The sequence below is a fragment of the Streptomyces sp. NPDC027185 genome (genome assembly GCF_055567035.1).
The window spans coordinates 268,533-288,267 of record NZ_JBVHRF010000006.1; the positions used below are offsets into that span (position 1 = coordinate 268,533).

At 72.7% G+C, this 19,735-nt stretch carries 13 protein-coding genes; 3 read left to right on the top strand and 10 right to left on the bottom strand.

Features of this window, described 5'->3' with window-relative positions; genetic code table 11:
* Positions 1–305: 305 nt before the first annotated feature.
* A complete protein-coding gene (locus tag ACZ4M8_RS21175; protein WP_467609566.1) occupies positions 306–569 on the top strand; it encodes a hypothetical protein in 264 nt (87 codons plus the stop codon).
* A 149-nt stretch (positions 570–718) separates the two neighbouring features.
* On the opposite strand, the gene ACZ4M8_RS21180 is transcribed toward ACZ4M8_RS21175, so the two are convergent.
* The 9 genes from ACZ4M8_RS21180 to ACZ4M8_RS21220 all read right to left on the bottom strand — a co-directional run bounded on the left by ACZ4M8_RS21180 (position 719) and on the right by ACZ4M8_RS21220 (position 14,035).
* Positions 719–3,382: a bifunctional FO biosynthesis protein CofGH gene (locus tag ACZ4M8_RS21180; protein WP_467609568.1), complete on the bottom strand. Its 2,664-nt coding sequence runs from the start codon at positions 3,380–3,382 to the stop codon at positions 719–721.
* A gap of 42 nt (positions 3,383–3,424) precedes the next feature.
* Complete coding sequence (locus ACZ4M8_RS21185) at positions 3,425–3,826, bottom strand: VOC family protein (protein WP_399089468.1); 402 nt, start codon at positions 3,824–3,826, stop codon at positions 3,425–3,427.
* 348 nt (positions 3,827–4,174) lie between these two features.
* Positions 4,175–4,999 carry a TIGR03619 family F420-dependent LLM class oxidoreductase gene (locus tag ACZ4M8_RS21190; RefSeq protein ID WP_467609570.1) on the bottom strand — a complete coding sequence of 275 codons (825 nt, stop codon included), beginning with the start codon at positions 4,997–4,999 and terminating at the stop codon, positions 4,175–4,177.
* A gap of 342 nt (positions 5,000–5,341) precedes the next feature.
* A complete protein-coding gene (locus ACZ4M8_RS21195) occupies positions 5,342–6,919 on the bottom strand; it encodes an APC family permease (protein ID WP_467609572.1) in 1,578 nt (525 codons plus the stop codon).
* Between the two features lie 327 nt (positions 6,920–7,246).
* Positions 7,247–8,773: an aldehyde dehydrogenase family protein gene (locus tag ACZ4M8_RS21200; protein WP_467609574.1), complete on the bottom strand. Its 1,527-nt coding sequence runs from the start codon at positions 8,771–8,773 to the stop codon at positions 7,247–7,249.
* Entirely contained in the window at positions 8,770–10,509 is a 1,740-nt protein-coding gene (locus ACZ4M8_RS21205; protein WP_467609576.1) for an N-acyl-D-amino-acid deacylase family protein, read from the bottom strand. Before ACZ4M8_RS21205 ends, ACZ4M8_RS21200 begins: the two co-directional genes overlap by 4 nt.
* 95 nt (positions 10,510–10,604) lie before the next feature.
* Positions 10,605–11,732, bottom strand: a complete 1,128-nt coding sequence (locus ACZ4M8_RS21210; RefSeq protein WP_467609578.1) for an LLM class flavin-dependent oxidoreductase — start codon at positions 11,730–11,732, stop codon at positions 10,605–10,607.
* Between the two features lie 192 nt (positions 11,733–11,924).
* The gene (locus ACZ4M8_RS21215) at positions 11,925–12,710 is read right to left on the bottom strand and encodes an SDR family NAD(P)-dependent oxidoreductase (protein WP_467609580.1); all 786 of its coding nucleotides are present in this window, start codon (positions 12,708–12,710) and stop codon (positions 11,925–11,927) included.
* Between the two features lie 374 nt (positions 12,711–13,084).
* A complete protein-coding gene (locus tag ACZ4M8_RS21220; protein ID WP_467609582.1) occupies positions 13,085–14,035 on the bottom strand; it encodes a TIGR03619 family F420-dependent LLM class oxidoreductase in 951 nt (316 codons plus the stop codon).
* Between the two features lie 281 nt (positions 14,036–14,316).
* Between ACZ4M8_RS21220 and ACZ4M8_RS21225 the strand changes: the two genes are divergently transcribed.
* On the top strand, positions 14,317–14,859 hold the full coding sequence (locus tag ACZ4M8_RS21225) for a GntR family transcriptional regulator (RefSeq protein WP_467609584.1): 543 nt from the start codon (positions 14,317–14,319) through the stop codon (positions 14,857–14,859).
* Between the two features lie 45 nt (positions 14,860–14,904).
* On the opposite strand, the gene ACZ4M8_RS21230 is transcribed toward ACZ4M8_RS21225, so the two are convergent.
* Positions 14,905–16,146 (bottom strand): amidohydrolase family protein, encoded by a 1,242-nt coding sequence (locus ACZ4M8_RS21230; protein ID WP_467609586.1) that lies wholly within the window; start codon positions 16,144–16,146, stop codon positions 14,905–14,907.
* A gap of 480 nt (positions 16,147–16,626) precedes the next feature.
* Between ACZ4M8_RS21230 and afsR the strand changes: the two genes are divergently transcribed.
* On the top strand, positions 16,627–19,599 hold the full coding sequence (afsR, locus tag ACZ4M8_RS21235; protein WP_467609588.1) for an SARP-family global regulator AfsR: 2,973 nt from the start codon (positions 16,627–16,629) through the stop codon (positions 19,597–19,599).
* Positions 19,600–19,735 lie beyond the last annotated feature (136 nt).

Sequence of the window (19,735 nt, forward strand, 5' to 3'; positions counted from 1 at the left end):
CCCGAAGCCCCACAACGCCCGTCGGACCCGTACGGACCCTCTGGCGCAGCACTGTAATCGACCGGGATTGATCGGTTCGGGACGGGAACGGAATGCCACAAGACGCACATAGGGCGGCTTTTGATCGGTCCGCTCCCGATCGGTGGGTGTCCGCCCGAGACCTCCGAACCGGTCGGCCGCGGTGGACCGCTGGGCTGCGGGGACGCGCGGGTGGCGGCCGGTCTCCGGGCGCGGGGCGGGCCTCGGGCCGGTGTTCAGGCGGGAGTTCGAAGGTGGCGGCGGCCTGGGATGGGCATGCTCCCGGCATGTCCGAGTACGAGTGGGACCGCACCACGATGGCCGTCGTCGCCACCGCGCTCTCCGGCGACAGCGACGGCGCGGTGGAACTCCTCCGGCCGCTCCCGCAGCGCGACGTCTGCCATGTCGCGGTCCGGCTGGCGGCCATGGCGGCCGATGCGCTGATCACCGCCGCGCAGGACTCCGGCGGTGACCGCGCGGAGGCCCTGTCGCAGTGGCAGCAGTGCATCCTCCAGCACGAGACGGAGTACGACGGGGGCGCGCCGCCCTAGGGCGGCGGGGTGAGGCTCCAGGGCGCGCGGTGCCCGGCCGCGCGCCCCTGTGCTGCCCGGCCCCGGAAGCGTCCGGGCGGGCGGTCCCGGGCAGGCCCGGGGGCGCCCGCGTGCCGTGTGCCGGGCGCCCCGTACCCGTCGTCCGGCTGTCAGTCGAGGACCGGCAGCAGCTCCGGGAGGTGGCCGTCGGAGGCGTGCGCGGCACGCTGCCGCTCCTCGGGGACCGGTCCGTACGTGGTGGTGCGGGCGCGGGCCGGACGGCCCGCTGCGTCCGCGATGGCCAGCAGGTCCTGGATGGAGCGGTAGGAGCCGTAACTGGAGCCCGCCATCCGGGAGATGGTCTCCTCCATGAGAGTGCCGCCCAGGTCGTTGGCGCCGGAGCGGAGCATCTCGGCGGCGCCCTCCGTACCGAGCTTGACCCAGCTGGTCTGGATGTTGGTGATGTACGGGTGGAGCAGCAGCCGGGCCATGGCCGTCACCGCGCGGTTGTCGCGGGTGGTCGGGCCGGGGCGGGAGATGCCCGCGAGGTAGACCGGGGCGTTGGTGTGGATGAACGGCAGGGTCACGAACTCCGTGAAGCCTTCGACGCCCTTGGCCAGCGCCGACTTCTGGATGTCGGCGAGCAGCCGCAGATGGCCCAGCCAGTGGCGCGGCTGGTCGACATGGCCGTACATCATCGTCGAGGACGAACGGATGCCCAGCTCATGGGCGGTCTTGATGACCTCGACCCAGGTGGCGGTGGGCAGTTTGCCCTTGGTGAGGACCCAGCGGACCTCGTCGTCGAGGATCTCCGCGGCGGTGCCGGGGATGGTGTCGAGCCCGGCGGCCTTCGCCTCGGCGAGCCAGTCCCGGATCGACAGGCCGGTGCGCGTCGCGCCGTTGACGACCTCCATGGGCGAGAAGGCGTGGACGTGCATCCCGGGGACGCGTTCCTTGACGGCGCGCGCGATGTCGAAGTACGCCGTGCCGGGCAGGTCGGGGTGGATACCGCCCTGCATGCACACCTCGACCGCGCCGACGTCCCACGCCTGCTGGGCGCGGTCGGCGACCTGCTCCAGGGAGAGGGTGTAGGCGTCGGCGTCGGTGCGGCGCTGCGCGAAGGCGCAGAACCGGCAGCCGGTGTAGCAGACGTTGGTGAAGTTGATGTTCCTGGTGACGATGTACGTGACGTCGTCACCGACGGTGTCGCGGCGCAGCTCGTCGGCGATCTCGCAGAGGGCGTCGAGGGCCGGGCCGTCGGCGTGCAGCAGGGCCAGCGCCTGCGGGTCGGTGAGTTTCGTCGGGTCGTCGGCCGCCTGCTTCAGGGCCTCGCGGACATCGGCGTCGATGCGGGAGGGCGCCATGCCGGGGGCGGCGGCCTCGCGCAGCGCCTCCCAGTCGCCGTAGACGTCGTCGAAGTCGTCGCGGCGGTCGCCGGTGCGGCCCTCGGTGTCGATGGTGCGGTGCAGGTCGGTGCGGCCGGACGGGGCGAGCGAGAAGCCCTCGTCGGGCTCCTGCCAGGGGCGGCCCACGACAGGGGCGTCCTCGGCGGCGAGGCCGGTCTCCGGGTCGGCCAGCGCGCGGACGTGCGGCAGCAGGCGCGGGTCGAGCCAGGGCTCGCCGCGCTGGAGGAACTCGGGGTAGATGGTGAGCCGTTCGCGGAGCGTGAAGCCGGCGGCGGAGGTCTTCTCGGCCAGCTCGTCGATGTGCGGCCACGGGCGCTCGGGGTTGACGTGGTCCGGGGTCAGCGGGGAGACACCGCCCCAGTCGTCGATGCCCGCGCCGATGAGCAGGGCGTACTCGGCGTCCACGAGGTTCGGCGGCGCCTGGATACGGGCCGACGGGCCGAGCAGCAGGCGGGTGACGGCGATGGCGGCGGCCAGCTCCTCCAGCTCCGCGTCGGGCATGCCGCGCATCGCGGTGTCCGGCTTGGCGCGGAAGTTCTGCACGATGACTTCCTGGATGCCGTGGTAGGCACGGGCCGTCTTACGCAGCTGGAAGATCGAGTCGGCGCGCTCCTCGTAGTTCTCGCCGATGCCGATGAGGATGCCGGTGGTGAAGGGGACGTTGGAGCGCCCGGCGTCCTCCAGGACGCGCAGCCGCACGGCGGGGTCCTTGTCGGGCGAGCCGTGGTGGGGGCCTCCGGGCTCGCTCCACAGACGCGTCGCGGTGGTCTCCAGCATCATGCCCATGGACGGCGCGACGGGCTTGAGCCGCGCGAGGTCCGTCCACGACAGCACCCCGGGGTTGAGGTGCGGCAGCAGGCCCGTCTCCTCCAGAACGCGGATCGCCATGGCACGTACGTAGGCGAGGGTGTCGTCGTAGCCGTGGGCGTCGAGCCATTCGCGGGCCTCTGGCCAACGGTCCTCGGGGCGGTCCCCCAGCGTGAACAGCGCTTCCTTGCAGCCCATCTCGGCGCCGCGGCGCGCGATGTCCAGCACCTCGTCGGGCGAGAGGAACATGCTCCGGCCCTCGCGGCGCAGCTTGCCGGGGACGGTGACGAAGGTGCAGTAGTGGCACTTGTCGCGGCACAACCGGGTGAGCGGGATGAACACCTTGCGGGAGTAGGTGATGACCCCCGGCCGCCCCGCGGCCTCCAGGCCCGCGTCGCGTACCCGGGCGGCGCTGGCGCACAGGTCCTTCAGGTCGTCGCCGCGGAGCTGGAGGAGGACCGCCGCCTCGCCCACGTCCAGCGCGACGCCGTCGCGGGCCCGGCGCAGTGCGCGCCGTACGGCGTTCGCGGCGGGCGGCCCGGAAACCTCCGGCCCGCCGCCCGCCGACGGCGCGTCCGCTCGGTGTGATCCCTGGTCAGGTACGTGCGCGCTGGAAGTCATCCTCCGAGCATACGAGTGCGTACCGACATCGGAACAAGATCACTACAAACCTGTGAGCAGAGCTTCCGAGTACTTACGCGTTATGAACTCCAGGGCGTGTCCGTCGGGGTCGTCGATGTAGACGCCGCGGCCGCCGTCGTGGTGATTGATGCTCTGCGGGTTCTTGTGCCGGGGATCGGCCCAATAGGGAAGATTCTTGTCCTTTATCCGGGTGAAGATCTCGTCGAACTCGTCCTCCGTCACCAGGAACGCGTAGTGAGTCGGCGCGAAGTCCCCGTCGGGTGCGACGTGTTCCGCGAAGTCCAGGACGACGCCGTTGTCCAAGGGGAGGGCGGCGAACGGTCCGTACGCGCGGGGCTCGGGGGCGCCGAGCAGTTCGGCGAGGAACCGTGCGGAGGCGAAACGGTCGGTGCTGTGAACGATCGTGTGGTCGAGCTGCGGCATGGTCATCTCCTAGGAGCCGCGGACTACCGGGCCGGGGCCGCCGCCCGTAGGGGGAGAGCCGTCGTGCCCGCCCCGTACGGAAGCGCCCCGTGTCTTCGACGGTACGCCCGGCCGCGCGGCGGCGGATCGGTCCACGGTCGGGGGCCGGCGGGGCGGGCGGATCGGGCTTCGGGCCTAGGCCGGGAGGCTTCAAACCCGTAGGGGGCAGGTGGGCGGGCCCGGGGCAGCGTGGCGGGATCCGGCGGGGTGCCGTGGTCACGCGTCCGCCCCGTGGCGGCCCGAAATGCCGGGGCCGGACGGGAACGCGCCGGTGACGGCCCCGGGGCGCGGGGACGCCGGCGGCGCGCCTCAGAGGTACTGCGCGTAGTCGTCGAGGGTCCGGAGCACCTCCGGCTCGTCGGCGGGCGGCAGTTGCAGCACCACCTCGTCGATGCCGAGGTCCTGGTAGTGGGCCAGTTTGCCGGGCGTGGGGCGGACCGCGAACGGCACCACGGCGGGCTCACCGGCGCGCCCGGCGGCCGCCCACGCCGTACGCAGCGCGGGCAGCGTCTCGCCGAGACCGTGACCACCGATGGGCAGCCAGCCGTCGGCGTAGGCCGTCAGGTCCGAGAAGAGCCGGGGCCCGGCGGCGCCGCCCAGCAACACCCGGGGCGCGCCACCGGCCGGCTTGGGGTGGGCGTACGAGGCACGCACCGAGCCGAACCGTCCCTCGTACGCGGTGGGTTCGGGCGACCACAGGGCCCGCATCAGGGCCATCCGGTCGCGCACCAGGTCACGGCGGGTGGACCAGCGCACCCCGTGGTCGGCGGCCTCCTCGACGTTCCAGCCGAAGCCGACACCGAGGGTGAAGCGGCCACCGGAGAGGAAGTCGAGGGTGGCGATCCGCTTCGCCAGGTCGATGGGGTCGTGCTGGGCGACGAGCGTGATGCCCGTGCCCAGCCGCAGCCCCTCGGTGACGGCGGCCGCCTGCCCGAGCGCGACGAACGGGTCGAGGCAGCGCCCGTACTCGTCGGGCAGCGGGCCCCCCATGGGCGCGGGGGTCTCGCGGGCCGCCGGGATGTGGGTGTGCTCGGGGAGGTAGAGGCCGTGGAAGCCGCGCTGCTCCAGCTCTCTGGCCAGGCGGACGGGCCGGATCGTCTCGTCGGTAAGGAAGATCGTGGTCGCGATCCGCATCCGCGCGCACCTCCGTGTGAACCGTGTCGGTGAGCGCATGGTGCCTCACCGTCCGCGGGTTATCCACAGCCCTTCCCCGCCGTGTCACAGCCGCGTAGAACAGTTGTCACACGGCGACACACAGCGTGATCGCGGCACCGGGCGCGGGCCCGGTGGCGGGTCTGCGCGGATGACGGAGACTGGGCGCCGGGGGGGCGGAATGGAGAGCGGCGCGAGGTAAGGGGGCTCTCCGCGGCCATCGGCGCGGCCGGGGCACCGGACGATCCGGTGTTCTTTGGGGAGGAGAGGGCTCGGGGGCGGTGGCGCGGGGGTGGGTGGGGAGGGGGGAGGGGCCCCCGCCCCCTACTCCTCCACCACCAACGCCGGCGTCCCCCGGGTCAGCACTTCCCCGCGGAAGAACCCCGGGCTGCGCCGCTGCATGATCAGCATCAGGACGAGTCCGAGCAGGAGCAGTCCCACGCCGATGACGAACACCGAACCGACGCCCAGCACCGAGCTGCCCGATCCGTAGGCCGGGTTCCACATGTCGATGAGGGTTTTGGTGAAGACGGCGGTCAGGAGGATGCCGCCGAGGACGGGGAAGACGCCTTTGAAGAACAGGTCGCGGGTGGAGGTGCGCAGGTCGCGGCGGAAGTACCAGGCGCAGGCGAAGGCCGTGATCGCGTAGTAGAAGCAGATCATGAGGCCGAGGGCGTAGATGGTGTCGATGAGGACGTTCTCGCTGAGGAGGCTCATCACGGCGTAGAAGACGCCGGTGGCGATGCCCGCGGCGACGGTGGCGCGGCCCGGTGACCTGAAGCGCGGGTGGATGCGGGCGAAGGACGGCGGCAGCGCTTCGTACGCGCTCATGGCGAGGACGGTGCGGGCCACGGGGATGAACGTGGTCTGGAGGCTGGCGGCGGCCGAGGCGAGGACGGCGACGAACAGCAGGATGCCGAGGGCGGTGCCCATGACGGGGTCGGCGAGGGCGGCGAAGACGTTGTCGGCGGTGTGGGGGTTGCCGAGTCCGGGGCCCTTGTCGCCGACGCCGGAGTACATCTGGGCGGCGACGGCGGTCAGCAGGTAGGAGCCGATGAGGACGAGCATCGCGAGGAGGGCGGCGCGGCCGGGGGTCTTGGCGCTGCCGGCGGTTTCCTCGTTGACGGTGAGGCAGGCGTCCCAGCCCCAGAACATGAAGATCGAGAGGGAGAGTCCGGCGGTGAAGGCGGAGAAGGAGCGGACGGCGAAGGGGTCCAGCCAGGTCCAGGAGAAGTGGAGGGAGCCGGCGAAGTCGCCGGAGCGTGCCTTGACGACGGCCATGGCGACGAAGACGGCGAGGACGGCGAGTTGGAGGCCGACGAGGGTGTACTGCACGCCTTTGGTGGCGGTCATACCGCGGTAGCTGATGGCGGTGGCGACGGCGATGAAGGCGAGGCAGGTGAGGATGTGGGCGGCTTTGTTGCCGTCGAGGTCGGCGAGGGCCCGGCTGCCGGTGAGTTCGCCGAGCAGCAGGTAGAAGAACGAGGTGGCGACGCCGGCGAGGTTGGAGAGGACGATGATCGTCGCGATCACCAGGCCCCAGCCGCACATCCAGCCGACGCGGGGGCCGAACGCCTTCACGGACCAGGTGAAGGAGGTGCCGCAGTCGGGGACGGCCTTGTTCAGCTCGCGGTAGGCGAAGGCGACGAGCAGCATCGGCAGGAATCCGGCGAGGAAGACGGCCGGCATCTGCAGGCCCACCTCGCCGGCGGTGGGGCCGAGGGTGGAGGTGAGGCAGTAGACGGGGGCGACGGTGGAGACGCCGATGACGGCGCTGCCGAGCAGGCCGACGGAGTTGCCGCTCAGTCCCTTGCCGCGGGTGCCGTCGTGGGCTTCTCCGCCGGTGGCGCCGACGCTCGTTACCGTGTCTCCGGTCTGGGGCCGGGGGTCTACCTGAACCATGAACAGGACGTTAAGTGCTGCTGTTTCCGCATCCGGAGGGCTGAAATCCGCTTAGCGGGCGCCCCACGAAACCTTCATTACGAAACCATGTCCCGCACTTCACTCATGTAATGGCATGGTGAATCCAGCGAGCACCTTCGAGTTCACGATCCACAAGCGATCGGACGCTCCGTGCGGTAACCGCAGCCGCGCCCGTTTTGCCCGTTTCGAAAATTTCCCGTCCGACTTCCGGACGTCCGCCGGTCACCGCGCGGGCGCCCACCGGACACCGCCCGGCGGGCGCCCCGAACGATCCGGCGCCGCCCTCGCCCCGCCCTCACCGCGCGCTCATCCCGTCCACACCACCGACTGCACCTCGCTGTAGGCGTGCAGCGCGTACGAGCCGACGTCGCGGCCGACGCCGCTCTGTTTGAAGCCGCCGAACGGGGCCTCCATGTTGCGGCCCACGGTGTTGATCCCGACCCCGCCGGCCCGCAGCCGCGCCGCCACCCGGAACGCCCGCGCCGCATCGCCGGACCAGACGTAGTCCAGCAGCCCGTAGTCGCTGTCGTCGGCGAGCGCGACGGCCTCGTCCTCGTCGTCGAAGGGCAGCACCACCACGACCGGGCCGAAGATCTCCTCCCGCACGATCCGCATACCGGGCGTGCAGCCGGTGAAGAGGGCGGGCGCGACGTAGAAACCGCGCGCCGTGTCCGGGCCGTCCGGGCGCGCCCCTCCGGTGACCAGCTGGGCGCCCTCGGCGCGGCCCAGGTCGAGGTAGGACTCGACGCGGGCGCGGTGGGCGGCGGAGATGACCGGACCGACGACGGTGCCGCGGGCCCGCGGGTCGCCGACGGGAAGCCGGGACGCGTAGCGGGCGAGGCGGTCCACCAGCCGGTCGTGCAGGGGACGCTGGACGAGGACGCGGGTCGGGGCGGTGCAGATCTGGCCGCTGTAGAAGGAGAAAGTGGTGCCGATACCGGCGACGGCGGCGTCCAGCCCGGCGTCGTCGAGGTCGTCGAAGACCAGCGCGGCGCCCTTGCCGCCCAACTCCATGAGCTGGCGTTTCATCCCGCGGCCGCACTCCCCGGCGATGGCCCGGCCGACGGCGGTGGAGCCGGTGAAGCTGACCATGTCGGTCCCGGGTGCCGCGACGGCCGCGGCGCCGACCTCCGGGGAGGTGCCGGAGACGACGTTGACCACCCCGGGCGGCGCACCCGCCTCGTCCAGCGCCTCCTGGAGCGCCTCGGCCATGCGGTAGACGGAGAGCGGGTCCTGCGGGGCGGGTTTGACGACGACGGTGTTGCCCATGGCCAGCGCCGGGGCGATCTTGCCCGCGGGGTTGGCCCAGGGGTTGTTGTACGAGGTGACGCAGGCGACGACGCCGACCGGGCGGCGGGCCGCGTACGCGCCGATGACGGCGGCCCTCCCCATCGGGCCGGCCGGGTTGACCTGCGGCGGCAGCGGGGTCTCGACCGGTTCCAGGGCGCCGCGGGCGTACCGCGCGAACCGTGCCGCGGCCACGCCGACCTGCATGCCGCGGGCGGTGGCGGTGGTGGCGCCGCTCTCCCGCTGGGCGAGGTCCGCGTACGGGACGAGGCGTTCGCGCAGCAGCCGGGCGGTGTGGTCGAGGACGCGGGCGCGGAGTTCGGGGGTGGTCGCCGACCAGGGGCCGAAGGCTTCGCGGGCGGCCTCGGTGGCGGCGCGGACCTGCGCGGTGGACGCCTCGGGGGCCCGGCCGACCCTCTCCTCGGTGGCCGGGTCGATGACGTCGTGGTGGCCGCCGTCGGGCTCGGTCCACTCGCCGCCGATGAGGAGCCGTTCGGCGCGGTCCGGGTCGAAGCTCGGGTCCGCCGGGGCCGTTCCGGCGCTCACCGGGTGCTCACCGTGGCGGTGTGGCGGCCGGAGCGCAGGACGGTGCCGGGGACGGCGCCGGTGACGGTGTCCTCGCGGATCGTCTCGACGCCGTTGACGCGGACGCTGACGATGCCCCGGGCCTTCGAGTCGAGGCGGGGGCTGTCGCCGGGCAGGTCGTGGACGAGGGTGGCGGGCCCGGCGTCGATGGTCTCCGGGTCGAGGAGGACGAGGTCGGCGTGGTGGCCCTCGGCGATGCGGCCGCGTCCGCGCAGCCCGAAGAGGCGGGCCGGGTCGTCGGTGAGCATCCGGACGGCTTCCTCCAGGCCGACGAGTTTCCGGCCCCGCAGGCAGTCGCCGAGGAAACGGGTGGTGTAGGGGGCGCCGCACATCCGGTCGAGGTGGGCGCCGGCGTCGGAGCCGCCGAGGAGGACGTCCTCGTGGCCCCAGGTCTCGCGGCGCAGGGCCCAGCTGGCGGGGTCGTTGTCGGTGGGCATCGGCCACAGGACGGTGCGCAGGTCGTCGTGGGCGCAGATCTCGACGAGGCAGTGGAAGGGGTCCTGGCCGCGTTCGGCGGCGATGTCGCTCACGACGCGGCCGCTGAGTCCGTCGTTGGCGGCGGAGTAGGTGTCGCCGATGACGTAGCGGTCGAAGTCGGTGAGGCGGCGGAAGACGCCGGCCTCCTCGCTGCGGGCGTGGCGCAGCAGGGTGGTGCGGACGTCGGGGTCGCGGAGTTTCGCGAGGCGTTCGGGGCGGGGCAGGCCGAGGACGTCGCCCCAGCCGGGGATGAGGTTGAGGGCGCAGAAGGTGCCGAGGGACATGTTCATGGGGGTGAGGATCGGCATGGTGAGGGCGACGATCCGGCCGCCGGCGGCGCGGGCGCGGGCGCTGGGCAGGAGCTGGCGGGGGACGCGGTCGGGGACGGCGGCGTCGATGGTGAGGACGTTCCAGTTCAGGGGGCGTCCGGCGGCGGCGGTCATGGCGACGAGGAGGTCGATCTCGTCGTCGTCGAAGCGGTCGAGGCAGCCGGAGACGATGGCTTCGAGCTGGGTGCCCTCGTGGTCGCCGACGGCGCGGGAGAGGGCGAGGAGTTCGGTGTGGTCGGCGTGGCGGGAGGCGACGGGGGCGCCGTCGCCGTCGGAGTGGGTCGAGGACCGGGTGGTGGACAGGCCCCAGGCGCCGGCGTCCATGGCGTCGTGGAGGAGGGCGGTCATGGCGTCGAGCTGGGCGGGGGTGGCGCGGCCGCCGATGGCGTCGGGTCCCATGACGTGGCGGCGCAGGGCGCAGTGGCCGACCATGAAGCCGGCGTTGACGGCGGTGCGGCCTTCGAGGGCGTCGAGGTAGTCGCCGAAGCTGTGCCAGTCCCAGGGTGCGCCTTCTTCGAGGGCGACGAGGGACATGCCTTCGACCTTGCTCATCATGCGGCGGGTGTAGTCGGCGTCGCCGGGCCGGTCGGGGTTGAGGGGCGCGAGGGTGAAGCCGCAGTTGCCGCCGGCGACGGTGGTGACGCCGTGGTTGAGGGACGGGGTGGCGTACGGGTCCCAGAAGAGCTGCGCGTCGTAGTGGGTGTGCGGGTCGACGAAGCCGGGGGTGAGGACGAGTCCGGTGGCGTCCTCGGTGGTGCGGGCGGGTTCGGTGACGGTGCCCGGTGGGGCGACGGTGGTGATGCGGCCGCCGGTGAGGCCGACGTCGGCGAGGTGGCGGGGTGCGCCGGTGCCGTCCACGACGGTGGCGCCCTGGATGAGGTGGTCGAGCATGGCGGGTTCCCTTCTCGTCTGCGGGCGGGCCGGCGGGGGGCCGGGGCGGGCGGCGGGCGGTCCCGTTCGGCCGCCGCCCGCCCCGGCCGGTTCCGTCAGGCCCCGCCCGCCTGCCGGAAGCGCGTCGTCCGGTGCACCGGGTCCGTGTCGATCTGCGGGATGACGTGCTCACCGATGAGTTCGATCGTGGTGAGGGTGTCCTGGCGGCTGATGCCGATGGGCAGGCCGAAGGAGAGCTGGTCGGCGCCGGCCGCCTCCCAGCGGCGGCACTGGGCGAGGACCTCGTCCGGGTCGCCGCAGATCATCAGCTCCTCGGCGATCAGCAACTCGATCAGTTCCTCGGTGTAGTCGGGCAGGAGCGCGGGCCAGGCGGGGATGCCGTCGGGCCGCGGGAAGGTGTCGTGGTAGCGGAAGAGCAGCGACTGGAGGTAGTTGAGCCCGCCGCCGACGGCGATCTCCACCGCCTTGGCGTGGGTCTCGGCGCAGATCGCGGTCGAGGTCACCATGACGTTGTCGTTGACGAAGTCCCCGACGGGTTCGGCGTCCTTGACGGCGTTCTTGTACGAGTCGACGACCCACTCCATGTCGGCGACCTTCTGCACGCTGAAGCCGAGGACGCCGAGGCCCTTGCGTCCGGCCATCGCGTACGAGGAGGGGGAGCCGGCGGCGTACCACATGGCGGGGTGGGAGGGGCCGTACGGTTTGGGGAGGACCTTGCGGGGCGGGAGTTGCCAGTGTTTGCCCTGGAAGCCCTCGTACTCGTCCTGGAGCCACATCTTGGGGAATTCCGCGATGGTCTCCTCCCACAGCTCCTTGGTGTGGTTCATGTCGGTGACGCCCGGTATGAAGCCGAGGATCTCGTGGCTGCCCGCGCCGCGTCCGGAGCCGAATTCGAAGCGTCCGCCGGAGAGGTGGTCGAGCATGGCGACCTTCTCGGCGACCTTCACCGGGTGGTTGACGGGCGCGAGGGGGTTGAAGATCCCCGAGCCGAGGTGGATGCGTTCCGTGGCGTGGGCGAGGTAGCCGAGGAAGACGTCGTTGGCGGAGAGGTGGGAGTACTCCTCCAGGAAGTGGTGTTCGGAGGCCCAGGCGTATTTGAAGCCGGAGCGGTCCGCCTGGATGACGTACTCCGTCTCCTCGATCAGCGCGTGGTGCTCGGCCTCGGGGTCGGCCGCGGCGCGCGCGGCGGGGACGTAGCCCTGTACGAAGATCCCGAATTCCACGGGGGTTCACCGTCCTTACGTCTCTTCCGACGCCGCTTCGCGAGGACGCCGCTGGGTGACGGGCCGTGCGGGAGACTTTTTCTGACGTACCGTCAGATCTGAAAGCCTGCGCAGACTGTTCCACCGGCACCGCCAGGCGTCAATAGCTGATGGTCCGTCAGGTAATGCTCCCGGGCGCGGCCCCGGCCCTGCTCAGCCGAGGCCGACGCCCGCCAGCCAGCCCCCGTCCACGACGAACGGCTGCCCGGTGATGTACGAGGAGTCGTCGCAGGTCAGGAAGAGCGCCACCCGGGCCACCTCCTCCGGCCGCCCGATCCGCCCCATCGGCACGAGCTTGCGGTACAGCCCGTCCACCGCCCGCGCCGACGCCTCCGGGTCGGCGTCCGGGTCGAGCGCCGCCGGGTTCGTCATCGCGGTGTCCACCGCCCCCGGGCACACCGCGTTCACCCGTATCCCCTTGGCCGCCAGCTCCAGCGCGGCCACCCGGGTCAGCCCCAGCACCGCGTGCTTGCTCGCCGCGTAGGCGCCGACGTACGCCATGCCGGTCACGCCGGTGTACGAGGCGGTGTTGACGATGGTGCCGCCGCCCGCCGCCGCGATCTCCGGCGCGACGGTACGGATGCCGAGGAAACAGCCCACCTGATTGACCTGCACGACCTGCATGAACTCGGCCAGCGGCGTGGCGGTCAGCTCGTTGAACCGCAGGATGCCGGCGTTGGCCACCAGCCCGTCGATCTTCCCGAAGGCGTCCTTCGCCACCGAGACGGCCGCCGCCCAGTCCTCCTCCCGCGTCACGTCCAGCCGCACGAACCGCGCGACGTCCTCCCCCAACTCCGCCGCGAGCGCCGCCCCCTGCTCATCCAGCACATCCCCGATCACCACCCGCGCCCCCTCGGCCACGAACAGCCGGGCCTCCTGCTCCCCCTGCCCCCGCGCCGCCCCCGTGATGACGACGACCCGCCCGTCCAACTTGCCCATACCGCTCTCCTGACGTGGATTCGTGGATGATTCGGTGAGTGATCCGGTGAGTGGTGCGGTGTACGGGGCGCCGCTCCGGCGCCTGGTGCGCCTGCGGGGTGCCGCCGGGGCGGCCGGTCTCCTGGCGGGGCGGGCCCGAGGTGACCCAGGGCGGCGTGGCGCCTGGTGCGGTGTACGAGGCGAGACCCGGGGCGAGCCGGGGTCCGGCCGGGGCGGGGCCTGACGCGGCCCGGCGCCCGGAGCGGACCGGGACCGGGCGCCACGTGGTCCGACGTGCGGCCCGCCGCCCGGTCCCGTACGGCTCCGCGGCCCGCCCGCCGCGCGCCCGCCCGACATCCCCCCGCGAGGGACCACCCACGCGGAGCGCCCCCGCCTCACCCCTCCAGCAACGGCGCGACCTCCGTGCCGAACGCCGCCATCTGCTCCGTCAGCTCCTCCGGACCCCGGCACCGGAACCGCACCTGGATCTGATCGACGCCCATCTCCCGGTACTCCCGCAGCGACGCGGCGATCCGTTCGGGCGTCCCGCTCAGCGTCCGGCGCCCGACGTCCCACCCGGGCTCGCCGACGTACAGCGGCTCGGCGATGGCCCCGATCTCCGCGGGCTCCACCACCCCGGCGGCCTCCCGCAAACCCTTCAACACCCCTATTTTCTCCCGGAGTTGCTGTCGCCGATCGCCCTGCGGAAGCCATCCGTCCCCCCGTTCCGCGGCCCGCCGCACCGCCGCGGGCGAGGAGCCGCCCACCCATATCGGTGGCCGCGGCGTCTGCACCGGGCGCGGCGCCTGCCCCAGCCCGGAGAACGCGAACCGCTCCCCCTCGAACGCCGCGAACTCCTCGGGCCCCAGCGCCGCCTTCAGCGCGTCCACCGTCTCGTCCAGCACCGCCCCGCGCCGCGCGAAGTCCACACCGAGCGCCTCGAACTCCTCCTGGACGTGCCCGGCCCCCACCCCGATGATCAGTCGCCCGCCCGACAACCGGTCCAGCGTCGCGAACTGCTTCGCCGACAGCAGCGGATGCCGCAGCCCGACCACCGCCACATGACTCAGCAGCCGCACCCGCTCGGTGACCGCCGCCAGATGCGCCAACGTCGCCACCGGGTCGTACCAGACCGTCCCCATCGCCCCCGCCAGCCGCCGCGGGATCGCCACATGCTCACAGCAGGCCACGTACGCGAACCCGTACGCGTCCGCCGCCCGCGCCACCGCCACCAGCTCCGCCGGCCCCGCCCCGGCCTCCCACCCCTCCGCGAACACCCCGCTCTGCGCCTGCACCGGCAACTGCATCCCGTACGCCAACCGCCCCCCGGGCAGCACCCGCACCATCCCGCACCTCAAATCTGACGACTCGTCATATCTAGATGTGCGGCAATGGTGAGCGCTGAGCCCGCACCGGGCAAGGGGCCGGACGGGCCGGACAGGGGCACGGGGCCCACCACCGGGCGAAGAGGGGCGGACGCGAACGGAATCCGGGCCGTCCACCCGGGAGGCCCGCGCCACCGCCCGGCGGCGCCCCGCCCACCGGACGCCCCGCCCCGGACACCACCCCGCGAACGCGCCCTACGCTGTGCCCGCGACCGGCGACCACCCCCGCTCAGGAGTACGCCATGGACACCGGCACCTGGACCAGCACCTCCACGCCCTACCTCACCCCTCGCGAGCAGGGCACCCCCGACCCGTGGACCGCCGAGACCGCCGCCGCCGGCCGCCGCGGACGGCAGCGGATCGTCCACGCCGGCGAGGTCCCGGCACCACCGGAAATCGCCGAACCGCTGGGCCTCGCCCCGGGCGAGGAGGTCGTCGTACGGCGCCGGATCATGTACCTCGACGACGTCCCCTGCGAGCTGACCGACTCCTACTACCCGACCTCGATCGCCCGCGGCACCCGCCTCGCGGCCACCGCCAAGATCCCCGGCGGCGCGCTCACCCTCCTCGCCGACCTGGGCCACACCGCCGCCCGCGTCCGCGAGGACATCACCGCCCGCATGCCCACCCCCGACGAACGCACCACCCTGGACCTCGCCCCGGACACCCCCGTACTCCACCTCACCCGGGTGACCCTCGATGACGGGGGCCACCCGTTCCAGGTCGACCGCATGGTGATGCCCCCGGAGCGCCAGCGACTCCGCTACGAGAGGACGATCGGATGACCGGCGAGGGCCACGGCGGACGCTCCGCCGACACCCGCCGCCCCCTCACCCCCTGGGCACCGACGGCCCCCACAGCCCCTCCCCCGTCAGTCCCAGCAGTTCGATGGCGTTCCCCCGTACGAGCCGTTCGATCACCTCGCCCGGCAGGTGGCCCATCTGTTCCTCGGCGACCTGACGGGAGCGGGGCCAGGTCGAGTCGGAGTGCGGGTAGTCGGTCTCGTAGAGGACGTTGCCGACGCCGATGGCGTCGAGGTTGCGCAGGCCGAAGGCGTCGTCGAAGAAGCAGCCGTGGACGTGGTCGGCGAAGAGTTCGGAGGGCGGGCGGAGGACCTTGTCGGCGACGCCGCCCCAGGCGCGGTTCTCCTGCCAGACGAGGTCGGCGCGTTCGAGGATGTACGGGATCCAGCCGATCTGGCCCTCGGCGTACATGATCCGGAGGTTGGGGAAGCGGTCGAACTTGCCGCTCATCAGCCAGTCGACCATCGAAAAGCAGCAGTTGGCGAAGGTGATGGTGGAGCCGACGGCGGGCGGGGCGTCGGCGGAGGTGGACGGCATCTTCGAGGAGGAGCCGATGTGCATGGCGATGACCGTGCCGGTCTCGTCGCAGGCGCGCAGGAACGGATCCCACGCGTCGGTGTGGATGCTCGGCAGCCCGAGGTGCGGCGGGATCTCGCTGAAGCAGACGGCGCGGACCCCGCGGGCGGCGTTGCGGCGGACCTCCGCGGCGGCGAGGTCCGCGTCCCAGAGGGGGACGAGGGTCAGCGGGATCAGCCGTCCGCGGGAGAGCGGACCGCACCACTCCTCCACCATCCAGTCGTTGTACGCGCGCACCCCCAGCAGCCCCAGTTCACGATCCTTGGCCTCGGTGAACGTCTGCCCGCAAAAGCGCGGGAAGGTGGGGAAGCAGAGCGCGGACTGCACATGGTTGACGTCCATGTCGGCCAGCCGCTCGGGGACGCTGAACGACCCGGGGCGCATCTGCTCGTAGGTGATGCCTTCGAGGCGTATCTCGTCGCGGGAGTAGCCGACGGCGGTGTCGAGGCGGGTCAGCGGGCGGTGCAGGTCCTCGTAGACCCACCAGTCGGCGAGTGGTCCGTCGTCACCGGGGGCGCCCATCTTCGGGGTGAACTTCCCGCCGACGAAGGTCATGTCCTTCAGGGGCGCGCGCACGATCCGGGGCCCGGTGTCGCGGTACTTCGCGGGGAGCCGGTCCTGCCACACCCGGGGCGGCTCCACCGTGTGGTCGTCCACCGAGATGATCTGCGGAAGGGTCTCGTGGGTGTCCATGAGGGGTACGTTAACGCCGATCTGACGGATCGTCAGTAACCGTGGAGGCGTGACCCGCGCCACCGGCGGGTGCGCGCACACCCCGCGCCGGGTTACGTTATGCGGTCGCGTGGACCGGTTCCGTAAGGCAACGGACTCCGCGCTCCCGGGACGTCACGTACACCACGCGAACAACCGGTGAAGAAGCGGCATGGACATGCACAGACCGGGCGAGGCGGGGCGGAGGCGGAGAGAGGGTGGAGCAGGGGCGCACGGCGGTCCGGCGCACGCCGCCCGCGCACGGAACGGCGCATCCGGCGGAGCGTCCCGCTCCGCACCGGGGGCGCCCGCCCGGCACGGGCTCCGGTGGCCGAGGAGGGTTTGTGGACGGTCCGGCCCCCTACTGACGCGAACCGCCGGAACAAGGCAGACTGACCGTTGCGCACCCAGCGGAACAACACCATCACCACACAGAAGAGACGGCAGGGCAGGGGGTTCACCATGGACGACGGTCCGGGACAGAGGCGGGAGCGACTGCGCTTCACCGTGCTCGGTCCCGTGCGGGCGTGGCGCGGTGAGCACAAGCTGGCGGTGGGATCACCGCAACAACGGGCACTGCTCGCCACGCTGCTGCTGCGCGGCGGGCGCACCGCCACCGCCGCCGAACTCGTCGACGCCCTCTGGGGCGAGGAGCCACCGCACGCCGCCCTCGCCGCCCTGCGCACCTACGCCTCCCGCATCCGCAAAACCCTCGGGGACGACGCCGACCTCCTCGTCAGCGAATCCGGCGGCTACGCGATCCGCACCGCCGACGGGCAGCCGCTCGACCTCGACCACCACCACGCCGAGCGGTACGCCACCGAGGCGGAGAAGGCCAAAGCGGCGGGCGACCGCTGCCGCGCCCGGGAACTCCTCGACGCCGCCCTGGCGCTGTGGGACGGCGAACCGCTCGCCGGACTGGCCGGCCCGTACGCCGAGAACCAGCGCACCCGCCTCGACGAATGGCGCCGCTCGCTGCTGGAGTCCCGTATCGAGCTGGAGATGGAGCTGGGCCACCACACCGAGGTGGTCTCCGAACTCACCTCGCTGACCGCCGCGCACCCGCTCCGCGAGCGCCTGCGGGAGCTGCTGATGCTCGCGCTCTACCGCAGCGGACGGCAGGCCGAGGCCCTCGCCGTCTACGCCGACACCCGCCGCCTGCTCTCCGAGGAGCTGGGCGTCGACCCGCGCGCCTCCCTCTCCGAACTCCAGCAGCGCATCCTGCGCGCCGACCCGGACCTGGACCTGCCCGCGGCGCCCGGCACCGCCCCCGGCGGCGGGGAGCCGGTGCTGCTGCGCCCCCAGCAACTGCCCGCGACCGTCCCGGACTTCACGGGCCGGGCCACCTTCGTCGCCGAGCTGAGCGAACAGCTCGCCAGCGCCGAGGGCCACATCATGGCGGTCTCCGCGGTGGCCGGGATCGGCGGCGTCGGCAAGACCACCCTCGCCGTGCACGTCGCGCACGCCGCCCACAGCCGCTTCCCGGACGGCCAGCTCTACGTCGACCTCCAGGGCGCCGGCAGCACCCCGGCCGAACCGGAAGCCGTACTCGGCGCCTTCCTGCGCGCCCTGGGCACCCCGGAGACGTCCATCCCCGACGGGCTCGACGAGCGCGCCGCGCTCTACCGTTCCACGCTCGCCGGACGCCGCATCCTCGCGCTGCTCGACAACGCCCGCGACGCCGCGCAGATCCGTCCGCTGCTGCCCGGCACCGAGGGCTGCGCCGCGCTGATCACCAGCCGCACCCGCATGATCGACCTCGCCGGGGCGCAACTCATCGACCTGGACGTGATGAGCCCGGAGGAGGCGTTCACCCTCTTCACCCGGATCGTCGGCGAGGAGCGCGTCAACGCCGAACGCGAGGCGTCCATGGACGTCGTCGGCGCCTGCGGCTTCCTGCCGCTGGCGATCCGCGTCGCCGCCTCCCGGCTCGCCGCCCGCCGCACCTGGACGGTCGCCTTCCTCGCCCGCAAGCTCGCCGACGAGCGCCGCCGCCTGGACGAACTGCGCGCCGGGGACCTCGCGGTCAAGGCCACCTTCGAGCTGGGCTACGGCCAACTGGAGCCGCAGCAGGCCCGCGCCTTCCGGCTGCTGGGCCTCGCCGACGGCCCCGACCTGTCGCTCGCGGCTGCCGCCGCACTGCTCGACATGGACCTCGAAACCACCGAGGACCTGCTCGAATCCCTCGTCGACACCTCCCTGCTGGAATCCGCGGCACCGGGCCGCTACCGCTTCCACGACCTGGTCCGGCTCTACGCGCGTTCCTGCGCCGAACGGGACGAGCAGCCGCCCGAGGAGCGCGACGCCGCGCTCTCCCGGCTGCTCGACTTCTACCTGGCGACCGCCGCCCGGATGTACGCCCTGGAGCGGCCCGGCGACGCCCTCGTCACACAGATGGAGACGCCGCACTACCCGGGCCTGCACTTCGCCGACCGCGCCGAGGCGCTGGCCTGGCTGTTCAGCGAGACCCGCTGCATCATCGCCTGCGCCCTCCAGCACACCGGCCCCGCCGGACTGCGGCGCGCCGTCGACCTGCTGCTCCTCACCCGGGACATGGCCGAGTCCGGTGCCAACAACCGCCAGTACGAGCAGGCCAACCACGTTCTGCTGGAGGCCGCGCTGGAGGCCGACGACCAGCACGCGGCGGGTCGGGTCCACTGGTCGCTGACGCCGATCTGCACACAGTTCGGGCGGCTCACCGAAGCCGACGACCACGCCAAGCTGGCCACGCTGTTCGGGCTGGCCGCGGGCGACCCGTTCGCCTCGTCCAACGGCCCCAACGACCGCGGCATCATCGCCAGCATCCGCCACCAGCACGAGGAGGCGGAGGCGTATCTCAACCAGGCGCTCTTCGCCTTCCAGGAGAACAACAGCAAGCAGTCCGAGGCCAGCGCGCTGTGCAACCTCTCCCGGGTCCATCTGGACACCGGGCGCATCGACAGCGCCATCCGCCTCGCCCAGAAGGGCATCGCCCGCTACCGGGAGGCCGGGGCCACCCGGCGCCTCGCCAACGGCATGTACGCCCTGGGCATGGCGCTCACCCTGGCCGAGCGGCTGGACGAGGCGACCGAGCAACTGGTCGCCGCGCTGGCCATCTTCCAAGACAGCCGCCAGCGGTTCTGGGAGGCGATGACGTATCTGCGGCTCGCCGAGGTCGATCTCGCCGCGCACCGCCCGACCAGCGCCGCCGACCACGCCGAGCAGGCGCTGGCCGCGCTGCGCGGCATCGGCGGCGGACGCTGGCGTGCCGACGTCCTGCGCACCCTGGGGCACGCCCTCGACCAGATCGGGCACACCGGCCGGGCGAAGGTCTGCTGGCAGGAGGTCGTCTCCATCCATGAGCAGCTGGGCCTGCCCATGGACGGCGCGGTGCCGCACCCGGTGCCGGGGAACGGCTCCGGGCAGCCGCTGATCTCCCCGGCGATCGTCGCATAGCCGCAGGTCAAAGGCGCCGTCACAGGCGTTTATCGATCGTTCATCGCGGACCGGCACTCTCATGGGTGCCGGTCCGCCGCCTCGGGGGGCAAGCGGCTCGGCGTCCATGGCCCCACCACTGCGGTGACGGCCCTGG